This window comes from Nannocystis exedens (genome assembly GCF_002343915.1).
Taxonomy (GTDB): domain Bacteria; phylum Myxococcota_A; class Polyangia; order Nannocystales; family Nannocystaceae; genus Nannocystis; species Nannocystis exedens.
Genome location: NZ_NETK01000001.1, coordinates 2891686 through 2908655, shown reverse-complemented (window position 1 = coordinate 2908655; position 16970 = coordinate 2891686). Strand labels below are relative to the sequence as shown.

Annotated in this window: 11 protein-coding genes; 3 read left to right on the top strand and 8 right to left on the bottom strand. The window is 73.0% G+C overall.

What is annotated here, in order from left to right; genetic code table 11:
* Positions 1 to 356: 356 nt before the first annotated feature.
* The 5 genes from NAEX_RS11255 to NAEX_RS11230 form a co-directional block, all read right to left on the bottom strand.
* On the bottom strand, positions 357 to 851 hold the full coding sequence (locus tag NAEX_RS11255; protein ID WP_096327512.1) for an ADP-ribosylglycohydrolase family protein: 495 nt from the start codon (positions 849 to 851) through the stop codon (positions 357 to 359).
* A gap of 3 nt (positions 852 to 854) precedes the next feature.
* Positions 855 to 2168 carry a DmpA family aminopeptidase gene (locus tag NAEX_RS11250; RefSeq protein ID WP_245913678.1) on the bottom strand — a complete coding sequence of 438 codons (1314 nt, stop codon included), beginning with the start codon at positions 2166 to 2168 and terminating at the stop codon, positions 855 to 857.
* 527 nt (positions 2169 to 2695) lie between these two features.
* Positions 2696 to 2938, bottom strand: a complete 243-nt coding sequence (locus NAEX_RS11240; RefSeq protein ID WP_096327509.1) for a hypothetical protein — start codon at positions 2936 to 2938, stop codon at positions 2696 to 2698.
* A 248-nt stretch (positions 2939 to 3186) separates the two neighbouring features.
* Complete coding sequence (ggt, locus tag NAEX_RS11235; protein WP_177325990.1) at positions 3187 to 4893, bottom strand: gamma-glutamyltransferase; 1707 nt, start codon at positions 4891 to 4893, stop codon at positions 3187 to 3189.
* Positions 4894 to 5323: 430 nt separating this feature from the next.
* Positions 5324 to 6892, bottom strand: coding sequence for an MYXO-CTERM sorting domain-containing protein (locus NAEX_RS11230; protein WP_143140989.1), 1569 nt, complete (start codon positions 6890 to 6892; stop codon positions 5324 to 5326).
* 175 nt (positions 6893 to 7067) lie between these two features.
* On the opposite strand from NAEX_RS11230, the gene NAEX_RS11225 reads away from it, so the two are divergent.
* Positions 7068 to 10088 (top strand): poly(A) polymerase, encoded by a 3021-nt coding sequence (locus NAEX_RS11225; protein WP_096327506.1) that lies wholly within the window; start codon positions 7068 to 7070, stop codon positions 10086 to 10088.
* Between the two features lie 366 nt (positions 10089 to 10454).
* Here the strand turns inward: NAEX_RS11225 and NAEX_RS11220 are convergent, their stop codons facing one another.
* Complete coding sequence (locus NAEX_RS11220; RefSeq protein ID WP_096327505.1) at positions 10455 to 12914, bottom strand: DUF4215 domain-containing protein; 2460 nt, start codon at positions 12912 to 12914, stop codon at positions 10455 to 10457.
* A 961-nt stretch (positions 12915 to 13875) separates the two neighbouring features.
* Here NAEX_RS11220 and NAEX_RS50005 point away from each other — a divergent pair.
* Positions 13876 to 14268, top strand: a complete 393-nt coding sequence (locus NAEX_RS50005) for a GlcG/HbpS family heme-binding protein (RefSeq protein ID WP_170135641.1) — start codon at positions 13876 to 13878, stop codon at positions 14266 to 14268.
* Positions 14269 to 14833: 565 nt separating this feature from the next.
* Positions 14834 to 15616 (top strand): SDR family oxidoreductase, encoded by a 783-nt coding sequence (locus NAEX_RS11205; protein WP_096327502.1) that lies wholly within the window; start codon positions 14834 to 14836, stop codon positions 15614 to 15616.
* 89 nt (positions 15617 to 15705) lie between these two features.
* Here the strand turns inward: NAEX_RS11205 and NAEX_RS53760 are convergent, their stop codons facing one another.
* A complete protein-coding gene (locus NAEX_RS53760) occupies positions 15706 to 16194 on the bottom strand; it encodes an NUDIX hydrolase (protein ID WP_275937587.1) in 489 nt (162 codons plus the stop codon).
* A 71-nt stretch (positions 16195 to 16265) separates the two neighbouring features.
* Positions 16266 to 16787 carry an EXPERA domain-containing protein gene (locus tag NAEX_RS11195; RefSeq protein ID WP_096327500.1) on the bottom strand — a complete coding sequence of 174 codons (522 nt, stop codon included), beginning with the start codon at positions 16785 to 16787 and terminating at the stop codon, positions 16266 to 16268.
* Between the last annotated feature and the right edge of the window lie 183 nt (positions 16788 to 16970).

Sequence of the window (16970 nt, the reverse complement as noted above, 5' to 3'; positions counted from 1 at the left end):
AAGGCGGGCCTGGCGCGCTGTCGCCGTGCTGCCGCACCCGCTCGACGCCCCGCGCCGCCGGCGCCAGCACGAGCAGGAAGATGCCCTTGAGGACACCCGGACCTCGTCCCTGCGCACTCCTCTTGGAAGTGGAATGGCCGGTTCCAGACCCGGCGCAGCGTGCCCGCATCACCCGCGCAGCACATATAACGGCCGACCAAGGGTGCTCGCGGCAGGCCCATAGCGAATGGTCTCGGGACAGACTGCCACCGATGGGAGGTCTCGAAGTCGTCTCGCGCGCGCCTCGGTCCCGGCCCTGCGTCGTTGACATCCGCGGCGGTCCTCTGGTCGCCGGGCCAGCGCTGCGAGCAACCCTATCAGGAGGTCGCGGGCAGCGCGGCGAGAATCGGGTCGAGCAGCTCACGGCCGCGCAGGGCGTCGCGCCAGCGGCCGGGGATCGCGGCGAGGCCATCGCGCAGGCCGGCGATGGCTGCTGTGGTGTCGGTGTCGTCGCCGAGAGCGACCGCGGCCTTGACGACGGCCTCGTAGGAGCCTGCCTCGAGAACCATGCGGGCCGAGCGGAGGCTGTCGACGACGTAGCCCGAGCCGCGGCCGAGCGGCGGATTGTCAGGTCGAATGTGGAACTCTAGCTCGGCGTCGGGCTCGGTGGCGAGGTGCGCTCGCAGGCGCGTGACCGCCGAGGTCCACGGCACCGGCTCGCCGCGCAGGACGCCGCGGGCCCACAGGCAGTACAGCGCGCAGCACAGCTGCGAGCGTAGGTGAGGGTGAGTGACGCAGGAGGACAGCCGCGCGTCGTCCGCTACGAACTCGATGTCCTCAACGCGAAGCAGACCGGCCCCCCGATCGTTCACGGCTCAGCGGGCGCGGCCCTCGGTCAAGCGACCGTACTTTTTCAGCGCCGCCCGCAGGCGCGCGTGCGGGAGGGCGTGGGCCGTCGAGCCGCGGACGCCGGTCATCGTCTCGGCGGCGGTCAACGCGTTGACGATCGCCTCCTCTGTCGCCTGCACGGTGGCAGTCAGCAGCGGGTCGAGCGCGTCGTTCGGCACGAACGCGGCGCGGGCCAGGCCGTCCTTGGCGGCCGCTGCGTCGGCGTTGGCGGTCGACAGCGCCAGGAAGATGTCGCCCGAGGAGTTGTGGGCGGTCCCGCCGACGCGGCCGATCCCGAGCGGCACCCGTCGGGCGAGGCGCTTGAGCTGGTGCGGGAGCAGCGGCGCGTCGGTCGCGACGATGACGATGATCGAGCCGTCGCGAGCGTCGGGCTCGCCGCGGACCGGGAGCAGGTCGGCGATCTCGCGACCGACCGGGACGCCGGCGATGACCAACTCGTCGCGCTGGCCGTAGTTGGCCTGGACGAGCACGCCGACGGTATGGCCGCCCGCGTCGACCGACAGCCGGCGCGACGCAGTGCCGATGCCGCCCTTGAATTGATAGGCCATCATGCCGGTGCCGCCGCCGACGTTGCCCTCGGCGACCGGCCCCGACGCGGCGCTGTCGAGCGCCGCGAACGCGTGCTCGCGGGTGACGTGGAACCCGTCGACGTCGTTGAGGAAGCCGTCGTACGTCTCGCCGACGACCGGCAGGCCGAGCTCCCACGCCGCATCGGTGCCGGGGAAGCGGGCGATGCCCCACGCGACGATCGCGTCGCGCACGACACCGACGCTGTTGGTGTTGGTCAAGAGGACCGGCCCGCCGAGCAAGCCGCCCTCCTCGATCCACGTCGTGCCCGTCATCTCGCCGTTGCCGTTGAGCGCGAACCACCCGGCGAAGGCCGGCACGATCGACCGCTTGCCCCGCGGGAGGATCGCGGTCACGCCGGTGCGCACTGCGTGGTCGCCGGCGCCGGCGATGATCGTGGCGTGGCCGACCTCGAGGCCGGCCACGTCGGTGATCGCGTTGTGCGGCCCCGGGGTACCGTCGAACGGCACGCCGAGCGCGCGCGCCCGGGTGCCATGCTGCCGCTCCTCGGTCGCCGTCGCTCCGGCCGGCGCGGCGTGGACCGCACGCGGGCGACAGCCGAGCAGCGCCACGACGAGCAGCAGCGCCGCGGTCATCGCATGTCCGGACGCGAGCGTCCTCGTGGGCGTGCGATCGAGCGCGTCACGCCCCGGGGCAGCGCCGCAGGCGCGGCCGGCCGTCGTGGAGGGGAAGTCCTTGTGCCTTTGTCCCATAACTCGAGCCAGTAGACGCGGACTGTCCCTGAGGCGAGGATGCGCCGAGCCGAGTCCTTCTCGCGCTCGACGATAGCCGAGGTCGTCCCGAAACCCAATTACGGTCGAGTCACCCGGGTTGGGCCGCGGCTTCCGGCGTAGCGGCGCCCGAATGCATCTCCTGAGGTTTCCGACGGTCGTCGGCCTTGCTGGCGGCCATGGCCGCGCTGGCGTTTCCCGGACTCGCGGTCGCGTGCTCGGGGCCGGGCGCAGGGAGACGATTCTCCACGCGGAGCAGCTGGGCCTGGTCTTGCGGTTCACCACGTTGGAGCTCGCGGGCGAATCGGCCTTCATCCCCGAATGCGCGCCCGTGGCCGGCGTAAGCAGTGGCCGCTGCTCCTGCTGGCGGTCCTTCACTCGGGCTGGTGGATGAGCGCTCGCTCCGGGAATTGCGGCCAGACGCTGATCCTGGGCTCCGCCAGTCGGCCGTGAACTCGTCACGAGCGAGTTCGGTGCTGGAGCTCGCCCCGTCTGCGGTGGCGCCAGCCTCAGCTGCGCTTGGCCGCAGCATCGACGACCTCGTCCGCCAGCTCGTGGGCATCCCTCGCTGCCGGCTCGCGCGCCTCGACAACGAGCGGCGGTTCGCCGACGAGATCGCGCAGCAGCGGGCGCTCACCCACAAGAGCCTCGCCGACGTCGACCTGCTCCGTCGCAGCGTCACGACCACCCAACTCCTGGACGGCTTCGCGCGGCAGAGAGCGGAGGTCACTCGGGCTGTAGCGCGACTGCATCTCGAGTGCGTCGGTGTCTCCGTTTCTGTGCCGCGGGGCACGGGTCTGACGAGCATCGAGGGGGCAGGAAGACGAGGATCGAGCGATGGACGAGCGGGACGAGCGTGAAAAGCAGGCGGTCTGCGGCTGCTACTTCAGCGGGCTGCCCGGCCGCGGCCTGACACGACGCGCGACGGCGCGGAGCGAAGTGAGCGTGGCGTCGCCGACGGCGCCGGTCAGGCGCCGCGGTGTTCGCCCGACCGCTCGGTTCAATCGTCGTCGGCGCGGGTGAGGCCGACGGCGACGCCGTCGCGGCGCGGGTCGGCGACGCCGACGTAGGTGTCGCCGTCGATGGCGATGAGGCCGACGTCGCCGACCTCGCGCGGCTCGTCGCGGAAGCGGTGGCCGATCGATTCGAGCTCGGCGCGGACCTCCGGCGAGAGGCCGAGCTCCCAGCGGGCCTTCTCGCTGCAGACGGCGCTGTAGACCCGCGGCTTGGCGATCGCGTGCTCGATGTCGAGGCCGTACTCGAGCAGGTCGAGCAAGACCTGGGCGACGGCGCCGATGATCCGCGGGCCGCCGGGCGAGCCGACGACGTAGACGGGCTCGCCGCCGTGGAACACGAGGGTCGGCGCCATGCTGCTGAGCGGGCGCTTGTTCGGCGCCGGCGAGTTGGGCCGCCCGGGCAGCGGGTCGAAGTCGGTCAGCTCGTTGTTGAGGAAGAAGCCGTAGCCCGGCAGCAGGCGACCGGTCCCGTAGTGCTGCTCGATGGTGACGGTGAAGGTGACGAGGTTGCCCCAGCGGTCGGCGACGTTGACGTGGGTGGTCTGCGGGTCGCCGCCGAGCAGCTCGGCGGGCGCGGGCGCGGGCGGGTTGGCGGCGAGCGGGCCCGGCGGCACCGGGCAGGTGTTGTCGTCGAAGTCGATCAGGGCGGCGCGCTGCTTGATGTACTTGGGGGCGAGCCAGCCCGGCGGGATGTCGACGAACTCGGGGTCGCCGAGGTAGGCGTTGCGGTCGGCGAACGCGAGGTGCATCGCCTTCATCACCAGGTGGTAGCGCAGGCTGGAGTCGTACGCGTACTGGCCGGGATCGAGCCGCTCGAGGATCTCGAGGAATTGCAGCACCGTGAGCCCGCCGCCGCTGGGCGGCGCGGTGGTGACGATCTCGTAGTCGCCGTACTGGCCGCGCACCGGCTCGTCGATGGTGAGCTTGTATTGAGCGAGGTCGGACATCTTCATGCCGCCGCCGGCGGCCTTGACCTCGGCGACGAAGGCCTCGCCGATCGGCCCGTCGTAGAAGGCGTCGATGCCGTCCTCGGCGATGAGCCGCAAGGTGTCGGCGAGCTCGGGCTGGACGAGCAGGTCGCCGATCGCCAGCGGCTGGCCGCCGGGCAAGAAGAGGGCGCTCGCGGCTGGGTTGGCGGCCAAAACGCCCTGGTGCTCGCGCAGGCTGGCGGCCATGAGTCGGCTGACGATCACGCCGTCCTCGGCGAGCGCGATCGAGGGGGCGATCAGGTCGGCGAGCGTGCGGGTGCCGAACTCGGCCCGCGCGTACTCGGCCCCGGCCAGCGCGCCCGGCACCCCGACGGCGACGCCGAGAGTGCGCCGCTTGGCGAACGGGATCGGCTCGCCGTTCTTCTTCAAGAACATCTTCGGCTTGGCGCTGGCGGGGGCGCGCTCGCGGCTGTCGATGACGGTGACCGCGTCGGCGGAGGCGTCGTAGATCATCATGAAGCCGCCGCCGCCGATGCCGGAGAAGCCGGGCTCGGCGACGCCGAGCGCGAACTGGATGGCGACCGCCGCGTCGACGGCGTTGCCGCCGCTGGCCAGGATCTCGGCGCCGACCCGCGCGGCCTCGTTGTTCGAAGAGACGACCATGCCGTCCTCGCCGCCGACGATCGGCCCGATCGCGGTCGCGAACTCCGCGGCCGCTGCGTCGGTCGAGGCCAGCGCGAGGGCGCCGAGCATGGTCAGCATCAACAGGGGCATTTCAGGGCGTGCGCGCATGCGTGCTCCGATCCGGCCGCTCGCCGGCGATGGGGAAGATCGCGGAGCGCAGGAGCATGGCACGCGACGCATCGGCGGCAACCGAATCTCGGCGCGCGGCGGCGCGCGACCGGGACGAGGGGCGGGGAGGTGACGACCACGAATGACGCCGACGCCGACGAGGGGCCGGGGGAGCAGGCGACTGCCACGAATGGCGTCGACGCCGGTGAGAGGGCCGGGGCGAGGGCGACTGCCACGAATGGGCGCGGCGACGGGCGGGCGAGCCGTCCGCGCGGGGGCGGGCGGGCGACCGCGAGTCATGGGGCGCAGTGAGGTGCGGGCGAGTCGCCCGCTCGGGGGCGAGCGAACGACTGCCACGAATGGGGAGCGGTGACGGGCGTCCGCCCGCCGCGGGCGACTGCTACGAATGACGCCGGCGCCGGCGCAGCAGGCCTGCGAGGGCGAGCAGGGCGAGCGGTCCGCCGGCGGACGCATCGCTGCGGCAGCCGCAGCCGCCGTCGTCGTCGGTGGCGGGCGAGGTGTCGGTGGCGCTGCTGCCGTCGGTGCCCGCTTGCGTGGTGGCGCCGCCGGTCGGCTCGCCGCTCGACGTCTCGCTGTCCGTCCCGCCCGGATCTGCGGTCGTCGGGCCGCCGGTCGGATCGCCGGAGTCGCTGGTGGTGGGATCGCCGGTGGTGGGATCGCCGGTGGGATCGCCGGTCGGGTCGCCCGTGGTCTCGCCGCCGCTGCTGCCGCCGGGGACCGGCAGGCCGCCGTTGCAGCCGTCGCCGTCGTACTCGATCGCGCCGATGTCGGGCGCGCCGTCGTCGCGATCGTTGCCGCAGTAATCGTCGGTGACCTCGGGCACGGCGAGGCCGAGGTCGACGAAGGCGGCGCCGTCGACGAGGGTGAAGTCCTGCGCGGCGGGGTCGGCGAACCAGGCGGCGAACTGGTCGAGGGTGGCCTCGACGACGTTGCTCTGCTTGTCGGTGACGGCGCCGTCGCGGTCGCGGATCTTGCCCATCAGCAGGTTGTTGTGGACGACGCCGGTGGTCTCGGCGAAGCGCATGTCGATGCCGGTGGTGTTGTAGAGGGTGTTGTTGAAGATCTTCGAGTCGGCGCCGGCGTTGATGTAGATGCCGACGTCGGCCGGGCAGTTGAGGATCAGGTTGTTGCGCACGATGCCCCGCTCGTGCTCCGGCTTGCACGCCCCGTCCTCGCAGATCATGTCGGGGCTCGAGCCGCCGCCGCCGAGCGACAGGCCGAGGCGGATCTGGCCGCTGTGGAGCAGCTCGCACACCACGAGGTTGCGCTCGATGAGCCCGTCCTTCGAGTGGCCCTTGAGGAAGGCGGCGTAGCTGATGTTGTCGCCGCCGCCCTTGGCGTGGTCGTGGATGAAGTTGCCGCGGAGGATCCACCGCTGGCCGCCGACGACGTCGATCGGGGTGACGGGGTTGCTGGTGTCGCGCGGCGCCTCGTTGAAGAACTCGTTGTACTCGACGACGACGTCGTCGGGGTGCTCGTAGGCGTTGTTGGGCCCGATCGGCTCGCCGTTGCCCTTGATCATGGCGTTGAAGCCGTGCAGGCGGTTGCCGACGATGTGGGTGTTGCTGGCGGCGCCGGTGATGTGGAAGGCGTGCTCGCAGTCGCTGTCGGCGGCGCAGATGCCCTCGATGTCGAGGCCCTCGAAGCGCCAGTAGGGGGCGCGCACGTGGAAGCCCTCGAGCGAGTCGAGGCGCAGCTTGGCCGCGCCCGGCTCGGCGGCGCGGACGACGATCGGGGCGTCGGCGGTGCCGGGGGTCTCGCAGGCGATCTTGCCCTGGTGCACCTCGTACTCGCCGGCGGCGAGGACGATGGTGTCGCCGGGCTGAGCGGCGGCGATGGCAGCGAGGAGGGCGTCGACATCGGTCACCGGCACCTCGGCGGCGTGAGCCGTGGCGCTGGCGAGGGCGATGGCGAGAGACGAGGTCGCGATCAGCAACGGACGATGCATGGCGGCGACGGTAACACCGCCGGTCGGCGCGGCGGCGTGCGCACGGCGATGCGCGCGAACTCGAGTGCCGCACGCACGCGCGGGCGCGGGCGCGCGGCTCGAGAGACCCCTTGCGTCCGCGGGCGTCGCTGCCTAGCCTGCGGGTCCCCGCAGCGCGGTCTGCGGCGGGTCGGTCATGGCGAAGCAGCGCGACAAGCAGGGGCTCCGGCCGGTGCAGGACGTGGTCGGGCGGCTCCGCTTCGACGCGACGTTCGACGTGCGAAGGTTCGTGGTCGGCTACGAGGAGCGCTTCGCCGGCGTGCGCGAGGCGCCGCTCGCCGACTTCTTCGCCGGCGACAACGAGATCCCGTGGCACCGGATCTTCTTCATCAAGGCCGGCGAGCTGATCGTGTGGGATCGCCGGTCCCGCATCGACCTGGTCTTCGGGTCAGGTGACAGCCCGGCCCCCGATCACGCGGCGATCGCCCGCGCGTGCGCGCCGGCCCCGGTCGCCGCGCCGACGCCGACGCCGACGCGGCGCAGCAAGGCGCGGACCGGCCCGGCGCTGTTCGTGACCCGGCCGTGCTTCCGCTTCGACCCGCTCCGCGGGGCCTGGCTGCCGGTGGCGACGGCGGGGCTGCACGAGGCGCGCGTCGAGGCGCTGCAGGTCGCGACCTACAACGTGCTGTTCGACCTGTACGAGCCCGAGCAGCTCTACAGCGAGGCGCGCGCGCCGGTGTGCAGCGAGCTGCTGCGCGAGCGCGACGCCGACATCATCGCCCTGCAGGAGGTGACGCCGCGGCTGTGGGCCGAGCTGCTGGCGGCTCCGTGGCTGCGCGCGGGCTACTACGTGTCCGAAGGGCCAGACGCCGAGGGGCTGCAGCCGTACGGGCAGGTGCTGCTGTCGCGCTGGCCGCTGGCGCTCGAGCTGCACGAGTTCTCGGCGCGCAAGCGGCTGGTGGTCGGGCGGCTGTCGCTCGCGGGCCGGCGGCTGGCGGTCGCCGCGGTCCACCTGACGAGCAACCGCAAGGCCGACGCGGACGACCGCCGCGCCGAACAATTGGCGGTGCTGGTCGAGCGGCTCGGCCGCGCCGACGTCGACGACGCGCTGGTGCTCGGCGACCTCAACTTCGGCGACGGCGAGGAGGACCAGCAGCTCGCGCGCGCGGGCCTGGTCGACGTGTGGCGCGAGGTCCACCCGCACCACCCGGGCTTCACGTTCGACCCGCAGGCCAACCCGCTGGCGGCGCTGGCGACCCGCACCGGCAAGGCGGCCCGGTTCGACCGCGCGCTGCTGCGCTCGCCGGCGGGGGCGCTGGCGCCGATCGACGCCGCGCTGTTCGGCGACAAGCCCTTCGGGACAGGTCCCGGGGGACAGGAGCTGTTCGCGTCGGATCACTTCGGCGTGTGCGCGCTGTTGCAGGTGGTCGCCGACGCCGACGCGGCCGCGCGCCGGGCCCGGCTGGCCGCGGCGAGCCCGGTCCACCGCAGCGCGCTGGTGGTGATCCCGCCGGCGCAGGCGTGGCCGCCGATCGAGGCGATCCGCGCCGAGCACGACCCGAGCCACGGGCGCTGGATGCCGCACATCAACCTGGTGTACGGGTTCGTGCCCGAGGCGCTGTTCGCCGACGCGGCGGCGGCGTTGACGACGGCGCTGCGCGGGCTGTTGCCGCTGCGCATCGCGCTGAAGGCGGTGCGCCGGTTCGACCACCGCGGCAGCACGACGGTGTGGCTCGAGCCGGTGAGCGACCCGCCCGGGGCGCTGATGGCCCTGCAGGCGGCCGCGGCGGCGCTGTTCCCTCTGTGCGACGAGCAGTCGTCGCGCGGGCCGGGGTTTTTGCCGCACCTGACGATCGCCAAGCTGACGGGCAGCGAGGCGGAGATCGCGGCCGCGATCGCGCGCTGGCAGGCGAGCTGGCGCCCGCTGGAATTCACGGTGGAGGCGGTGCACCTGATCAGTCGCCGCGAAGACGAGCCGTTTGCGATCCGCGCGACCGTGCCGACCTGCCCTGAAGAGCAGGCGGACGCGGAGGAGCCGGGCGGGAGCTTGCCGCCGTTCGGCCGCTGGCCGTCGCCGGCGCACGAGCGGGTGACGGAGGCGTTCGCGCGGGCGACCGCGGCGGTGCGCGCAGGCTCGCAGCTCCACGTGGTCGGCTCGGCGCGGCTCGGGGTGGCGCAGCCCGACGGGGACCTCGATCTGGTGTGGGCCGGCGAGGACGGGCTCGACCGCGAGGCGCTGTTCGCCGCGGTGACGGAGCGCCTGGCCGCGGCCGGCGAGCTGCACGAGGTGCGCACGGTGAAGAGCGCGGGCCTGCCTGTCCTGAAGTGCAGGTTCGAGGGGATCGCGGTCGACCTGCAGTACGCCGGGCTGCCGGCGCCGCTGCAGGCGCGGGCGCTCGGGTCGCTGCGGCCGGACGAGCTGGCGACGCTCGACGAGGCCAGCCGGCGCGCGGCGCTCGGCTGCGTCGACGCCGACGCGCTGGTGCTCCTGGTCGGCGACTACTACGATTCGACGGTGTTCCGCGAGACGCTGGCGCGGGTGCGCCGGTGGGCCCGCGCGCGCCAGCTCGACGCCGGGGCGTGGGGGCTGCTCGGCGGCTACACGTGGGCGATCGTGACGGCGTGGGCGATGCGCGCGGCCGGCGAGGCGGGCGTGGCCGCCGAGCCGGAGGCGCTGCTGCGGCACTTCTTCATGCTGCTGGCGGCGCGCACGCCGGGAGCGCCGATCGCGTTCGCCCCGCCGCCGGAGCCGAGGGGCGGGCGCAAGCCGCCGTGGCCGATCTGGACGCCGACGCCGCCGCCGTTCAACTCGGCGCGCCACGTGACGCGCTCGACGCTGGCGCTGCTGCACGCGGAGCTGCGCCGCGGGCACGCGCTGGCCAGCGCGGGCGATCCGGCCGTCGTCGCGGCGGTCGACCCGGCAGGGCATCCGCGGCGGGTCGAGCTGACGCTGGTCGGGGTCGCCGAGGCGCCGGCGCGGTGCGTCGGCTGGCTCGAAGGACATGTGATGGGATTGCTGCTCGCGCTCGAGGACGCCGGGGCGCGGGTGCGGCCGTACCCGCGGCCGCTGGGCGCGGGCGCGGCGCGCTGGGCGATCGGGCTCGAGGGCGGGGAGTCGCCGGCGATCGAGGCGGCGTCGGCGGCGTTCGCGGCCTCGTTCGCGGCGTGGGCGGAGCGGCCGGAGGGCGCCGAGCTGCAGGTGCGGCTCGTCGAGTGAGCCCGGTTCCGCCGGGCTCTCCGCTCGCGGCTCTGGGCGTGGTGACGCGAGCGGCGAGCGGCGAGCGGAGCTCGGGCTCGGGGCGGCGACGACCGGCAGCAGCGGTCGCGCGGAGCTGTCCCGAAGGCCGGGTGACGCGAAGAGCCGCCTGTCCTCGGGGACATGCCCGTCGCGGGCCGCTCCGCGGGTCTGCGGGCGCGAGGGTCGCAAGGTCGACCGTTCCGTTCGAGGCGGTGCTCTGCCGGAGAGCGCCGCCGAGTGAATGTCCGCATGGACATGGTTTTATAAACATGTCTATGAAGACATGGATGACATCAAGATGGCTCGCGCGGCTGTCCAGTGCACGGCAGCCGCGCGAGGCAGGGTTCACGGCGCGTTGGCGGCGCCCGGGGTCGAGGTGGCGACGAACTTCCAGTCGACGCCCATCTGGTCGGTGTCGATGCCGTTGGGGATCCGGCTCAGCGAGCCGGCGCCGCCGTCGATGAGGTTGGCCGGCACGCCCTCGACGAGGTTGAAGGGGCCGACGCCCATGAAGGTCACGCCGTTGATCTCGCCGGTATAGGACAGGGCGTCGATGTACTGCTTGCTCGGCACGTGGAGCAGCGCCACGCCGTCGGGGGAGCCGTTCTGCAAGAGGTTGCTCGTCACGTTGGCGGTCAGCTTGAGCTGGCCTCCGGGGACGGCCGTGTCGCCCCAGATGACGACGAGGTACTGGCCCGCGGCGAGGGTGGGGAACGACGCGCCGAGGTCGACCGGCATGTAGCTCTGTTTGTTCGAGCCGTTGACCGGCACCAGCCAGTGCCCGGCGAGGCTCACCGGGCCGCTCGAGACGTTCAAGATCTCGACGAACTCGGCGGTGTCGGTGCCCGGCTGGTCGTAGTCGACCTCGTTGATCACCAGGCACTGCTTCGGGCAGGGGCCGCCGCAGTCGACGCCGAGCTCGCCGGCGTTCGGGATGCCGTTGACGCACAGGCCGAGCGTGCACGTGTTGGTGCAGGCGTCGTCGTTGTCGGCGTTGGCGTCGTCGCACTCCTCGTGGCCGGCCCAGACGATGCCGTCGCCGCAGGTGGCGGGCTTGCACGCGTCGGTGCAGGCGTCGGTGGCGACGGTGTTGTCGTCGTCGCACTGCTCGACGCCGGCGTGGAGCAGGCCGTCGCCGCAGGTGGCGTCGAGGCACTCGAGCACGCAGGCGTCGGTGTCGTCGGTGTTGCCGTCGTCGCACTGCTCGACGCCGACGTGGAGGATGTTGTCGTGGCAGGCGGCGGGCTGGCAGGTGGCGAGGCAGGCGTCGCTGCTCGACAGGTTGCCGTCGTCGCAGGCCTCGCCGTCGCCGGCCTGGACGAAGCCGTCGCCGCAGGCGGGCAGGGTGCAGGTCAGGGTGCAGGCGCCGGTGTTGGCGTTGGCGTCGCCGAGGTCGCACGCCTCGCCGGGCTGCTTGATGCCGTCGCCGCAGGTGGCCGGCTTGCAGGCGCTGGTGCAGGCGTCGTCGTCCTTGGTGTTGCCGTCGTCGCAGCCCTCGCCGGGGCCCTGGTCGCCGTCGCCGCAGACGTTGGCGAGGCAGCCGGCCTTGCAGGCCTTGCCGGGGCCGTTGTTGGCGCCGTCGTCGCACTGCTCGACGTCGGCGTGGACGAGGCCGTCGCCGCACGAGGCGTCGGCGCAGGCGAGGGTGCAGGCGCCGCTGTCGCTGTTCTGCGGGCCGAGGTCGCAGCCCTCGCCCTCGCTCGGCTGCTCGAAGCCGTCGCCGCAGGCGGGCAGCGTGCACAGGTCGGTGCAGCCGTCGTCGTTGTCGCCGTTCTGGCCGTCGTCGCAGGCCTCGCCGGGGTCGAGCACGCTGTTGCCGCAGGCCTCGAGCTTGCAAGTCGCGGAGCAGCCGTCGCCGGGATCGAGGTTGCCGTCGTCGCAGGCCTCGTCGGGGCCCTGGTCGCCGTCGCCGCAGACGTTGAGCTGGCAGTCGGCCTTGCAGGCCTTGCCGGGGCCGTTGTCGCCGCCGTTGTCGCACTGTTCGAGGCCGTCGCCGGTGTCGAAGACGTGGCCGTCGCCGCACACGGCGAGCTTGCATGCGCTGGTGCAGGCGGCGGCATCGGCGTTGTCGGGGCCGTCGTCGCACTCCTCGCCGGCGCCGGTCTGCAGGTGGCCGTCGCTGCAGGCGGCGAGGGTGCAGGTCTCGGTGCATTCGTCGGTGCTGTCGGTGTCGCCGTCGTCGCACTCCTCGGTCGGGCCGACGATCGCGTCGCCGCACGAGGCGAGCGCGCACATGTTGTTGCACTCGTCGTCGTCGACGTCGTCGCCGTCGTCGCAGCCCTCGCCGGGGCCCTTGGCCCCGTCGCCGCAGACGTTGTCGGTGCAGTCGGCCTTGCAGCTGTTGCCGTCGGCGTTGTCGGCACCGTCGTCGCACTCCTCGCGCGGGCCGGCGTCGCCGTCGCCGCAGACGTTGAGGACGCAGGCGGCGTTGCAGGCCTCGCCCGGGCCGTTGTCGGCCCCGTCGTCGCACTGCTCGCCGGCGTCGAGCGTGCCGTCGCCGCACACGCCGTCGCCGCCGGTGTCGGTGTCGCCGGTCGTGGTCGTGGTGGCGGTGTCCGTCGACGTCTCGGTGGTGCTCGTCGTCGTCGAGGTGGTGGGGACGGTGGTGGTCGGCGGGGTCGTGGTCTGGGCGTCGGTGGTGGTCTCGGTGCCGCTGGTGCTGCCGGCGGTGTCGGTCTCGGTGCCGCTCGTGGACGGCGTATTCGGGCAGGCCGCCAGCCACAGGCATCCAGCCAGGCCGAGGCTCCGGCGCAGCGGCGCCGATGGACGTGAAACACTGGCAGCGACGATTCGAGCGCGATGCATCGCGCGGACGCTACCACGAGCGACGCGCACGGCCGGCGGCGCGAGGAGGACGGCGATCGCAGGCGGCGGACTCTCGCCGCGCTCGCGCGACCATGGCGTCGCGACGCGTTCGCGAGCCGAGCATGCGGTGCGGTGGGCTGCGGGATCTCGACGTGTGGCGCGTGAGGTCGCGGCGCGTGCGGCGGCGGGATGATCCGGCCCCGCGAAATGTCGTGTCGGCGGTGCGAGATCGAGGAGGTCTTCGCCGGCGGGTGGAGGCGCTGGCGGGGGTCGGCGAGCCTCGGCGTGGACGTCGGCAGCGGTGGCGAGCTGGGGCGAAGCGGGGCGAGTGCGGCGGTCTGCGTCGCGCTCGACGTTCGCAGCGGGTGCGGAGACTCGCGCCATTGCGCCGAATCGTGAGCGAACTCAGGGCGGGCCGGGTTCGTGAGGTGGTCTTTCGGACAGGTAACCGAAAAAAATGCGAGCGCGAATCGGTGCGGCGAAATGGTGGCAGCACGGGCTGTGGGTATTGCGACCCGAGTGGCTACGGTGTTCTCGGCGGGCGAGGGATGGCGTGCGCGGCGATCGTGGCCTGCGGCGCGCGATGGCGTGCGTGCGCGCCGTTCGCGTCGGCCGACGAGGGGGCTGGTCGGCGGGGGCCCGCGCTGTTGCTCGCAGGCCGCGAGTCGGGGGCTGCGGGCGCTGTCCGCACCCGCCGGTGCGGTCGCAATCGCGGACGCAAGGATCTGGGAACAGGGGCGGGCGAGTCGAAACATTGCCGGGGCCTCGCGCGGCTGCGAGCCCGGCGGCGCTGCGGCCGGTGTCGAGGGCCGCGCCGGCCCCGCGTGACTCGAGTATCATTCGCCGCGGTTGCGGTAGCAGGGGGCCGGCGGGTCGCGGGCGTCGTTTTGGCAGATGGAACCGCGGTCATGCGGCCAATGGCGGTACGAAATCGAGTGGGCGGCACAGCGGAAGGACGACCATGGAATCGAGCCACGTGAAATTCAGCGTCTCGCAACTGACGGCCCAGGCGGTCGTCTTCGCCGTCGTCCAGCGGGCGGGCGCGCTCGGGGTGCCGCGATCGGTGGCCGTGCTCGACGAGAGCGGGGTGGTGGTGGCGCTGTGTCGCATGGCGGGAGCGCCGCTGGTCAGCGTCGAGGTGGCGCAGAGCAAGGCCTTCACCGCGCTGTTCGGGCCGGCGCCGCCGAGCGAGGTGCTCCCGCCGGGCGTGTCGCGGTTGCCGCGGCTCGGGGCGGTCGGGGCCGGGCTGCCGATCGTGGTCGAGGGGCGGCAGATCGGGGCGATCGGGGTCAGCGGGGGGGACGGGCGAGCAGGACCTCGAATGCGCGCGGGCCGGGCTCGCGGCGGTGCATGAGTCGGCGGCATCCCGGGGGCACGCGGGCGGAGCGCTCGGGGAGCGTCGAGCCGGCGTGGACGGGCGCTGAGGGCGCTCCTGCGGTCGGGGTGCGGCGCGCCGTCGACGCGGAAGAGCCCGCTCGAGCGGCCTCCGGGTGACGTGCGGCCCGCGCGGGTCCGGGCGATGCCTCGACGGTGAAGAAGCGCCGCGATGCGCCCATGGGGCGATGTCGACGAGGTCGCCCTCGCCGTACGAATGATCATAGACGGGGTTATGCGTCGGCGACGCCTCGTCGCTCGACCGCGGCGGCGTCGTGCTGCTGCGAGAGGCGGCAGAGGACGCGGCGCTCGGACGCTGCGCGTCTGCACCGGCAGCGGCATCTTGCATGCTTACCCGCGAGTAAGCTCCTCACTTTTCCGTGCGCTCTTGCGGCCGGCGACGGCCTCTTTAAATAGTGGGACATGCAATCGATGTCCCTCGAACAATCGCGGCTGGTCTCGGGCGGCGCTCCGAACGGCCTGCTCGATCTGCGGTCTCAGTTCACGCTGCAGGGTGGCTCCACCTCCCGCTCGGAGGTCGGCTGATGTCGTTCGATCTCGAGCTGACGGGTCGCCGCGTGCTCGTCACCGGCGGAACCAAGGGCATCGGCGGCGCCGTGGTCACGGCGCTGCGCCAGGCGGGCGCGCGCGTGGTCGCGACGGCGCGTACGGTCCCGACCGAGGCGCCGGGCGGGGTCCACTACATCGCCGCGGACGCGACCACGCCGGCGGGCTGCGAGACGATCGCCCGCGGGGCGCTGGAGCTCCTCGGCGGCATCGACGTCATCGTCCACGTGCTGGGCGGCTCGAGCGCCCCGGGCGGCGGCTTCGCGGCGCTCGACGACCAGGAGTGGCAAAAGGAGCTCGACCTCAACCTGATGCCCGCGGTGCGCCTCGACCGCGCGCTCGTGCCGACGATGCTCGCGCAGCGTGCGGGCGTGATCGTCCACGTGACCTCGATCCAGCACGAGCTGCCGCTGCCCGAGTCGACGACGGCGTACGCCGCGGCGAAGGCGGCCCTGTCGACGTACAGCAAGGCGCTCGCCAAGGAGGTCGCTTCCAGGGGCGTGCGCGTGGTCCGGGTGTCGCCGGGATGGGTGGAGACCGAGGCCTCGGTGCGGCTGGCCGAGCGGCTGGCCGCCGAAGCCGGCACCGACTACGAGGGCGGCCAGAAGATTATCATGGACTCGCTCGGCGGGATCCCGCTGGGGAGGCCCGCGCAGCCGCGCGAGGTCGCGGACCTGATCGCGTTCCTGGTGTCGCCCCGGGCGGCCGCCATCACCGGCACCGAATACGTCATCGACGGCGGCACGGTGCCCACGGCGTGAGGCTGTCGCCAGGACATGTCCTCAGGGCCAGGCGACGCGGCCCTGGCGCTCGAACCACCAGTAGAGGCCGCAGATGACCATCGAGTTGATCACGGTGTCGCCGACCTGGGGGCGCAGGTCGGCGGGGCTGCACAGGACGATCTCGATGTCCTCGCCCTCGTCGAAGGCGGTTCGCCGGTGCGGCGGCAGCCCTCGGCGAGGACGGTGAAGCAGCGGTTGCCCTGGAACGCGGCGTTGGGGGCGACCTCGCCGAGGCGGACGATCGAGGCGGCGGAGTAACCTGTCTCTTCGAGCAGCTCGCGCGCGGCCGCCTGCTCCGGCGTCTCGCCCGGCTCGATCGCGCCGGCCGGCAGCTCGAGCTCGAAGCGGCGGGTGCCGTGCCGCCACTGGCGGACCAGCACGAGCTGACCCTCGGGGGTGAGGGCGACGAGGTTGACCCAGTCGGGCGCGTCGAGGGTGACGTACGGCCGCAGGCTGCCGGTGCGCGGGTGCTCGGCCTCGATCTCCTGCAGGCGGAAGATCGGGGTGGTCGCCAGCTCGCGGGTGGCGCCGTAACGAAAGGGCTTCAACGTGGTCACGCGGGTGCTCCGCGGCCGACGTTGGCACGTGGGCCGCGGAGCGCCGCGGCGGGCGATGCCGCGAGGCGCGATCACGCGGCCGAGGCGTCGCCGCGCAGGCGCGCGCCGAGGTGGCGGATCGAGTCCCAGGCCATGTAGGCGTAGCCGAGCAGCCACGGCAGGTTGGGCGCGTAGAACAGGAAGAACGTGTAGGGCGACTGGTAGCGCATGTCGGGGTAGCCGGTGACGTGCGCGGCCCAGAAGTAGAGCACCACCGAGTAGGCGAGGTACGAGCCGACGACGAGCTGGAGGATGTGGCGGTAGTACGCGCGCTGGACGATGGCCCACACCAGCCAGATGTTGACGATCTGGGTGACGAACACGTTGATCTGCTCGAGGCCGATCGCCATCGGCGTGACGCGGTCGTAGTAGGCCCGGTCGGCGTCGCCGTAGATCTGGAACAGCCTGGCGAACAGCTCGTGGTCGGCGCGGGCGACCAAGCTGTCGTTGTAGACGATCCAGTAGAGCTCGAGCGAGAAGGCGATGCAGACGAAGAACGCCAGCAGGCCGATGATGACGCGATCGCTCGTGGACATTTTGTCGGGCGTGGACATGGCGCGCGGAGTCTAGAGGCCCGGCGCGCGCGGTGTTGCCGGCCGGATCACACCGCGAGCCGCGGGGCGCCCCGAGGGCCGGCGCGGCGGATCGCCGAGGGCCCGATCGCGGCGTCGCGACGCGACAGCACGGAAGGCTGCCGCTGCGCGGCGAGCAGGTCGTACGCGGCGCGGCGCGACAGG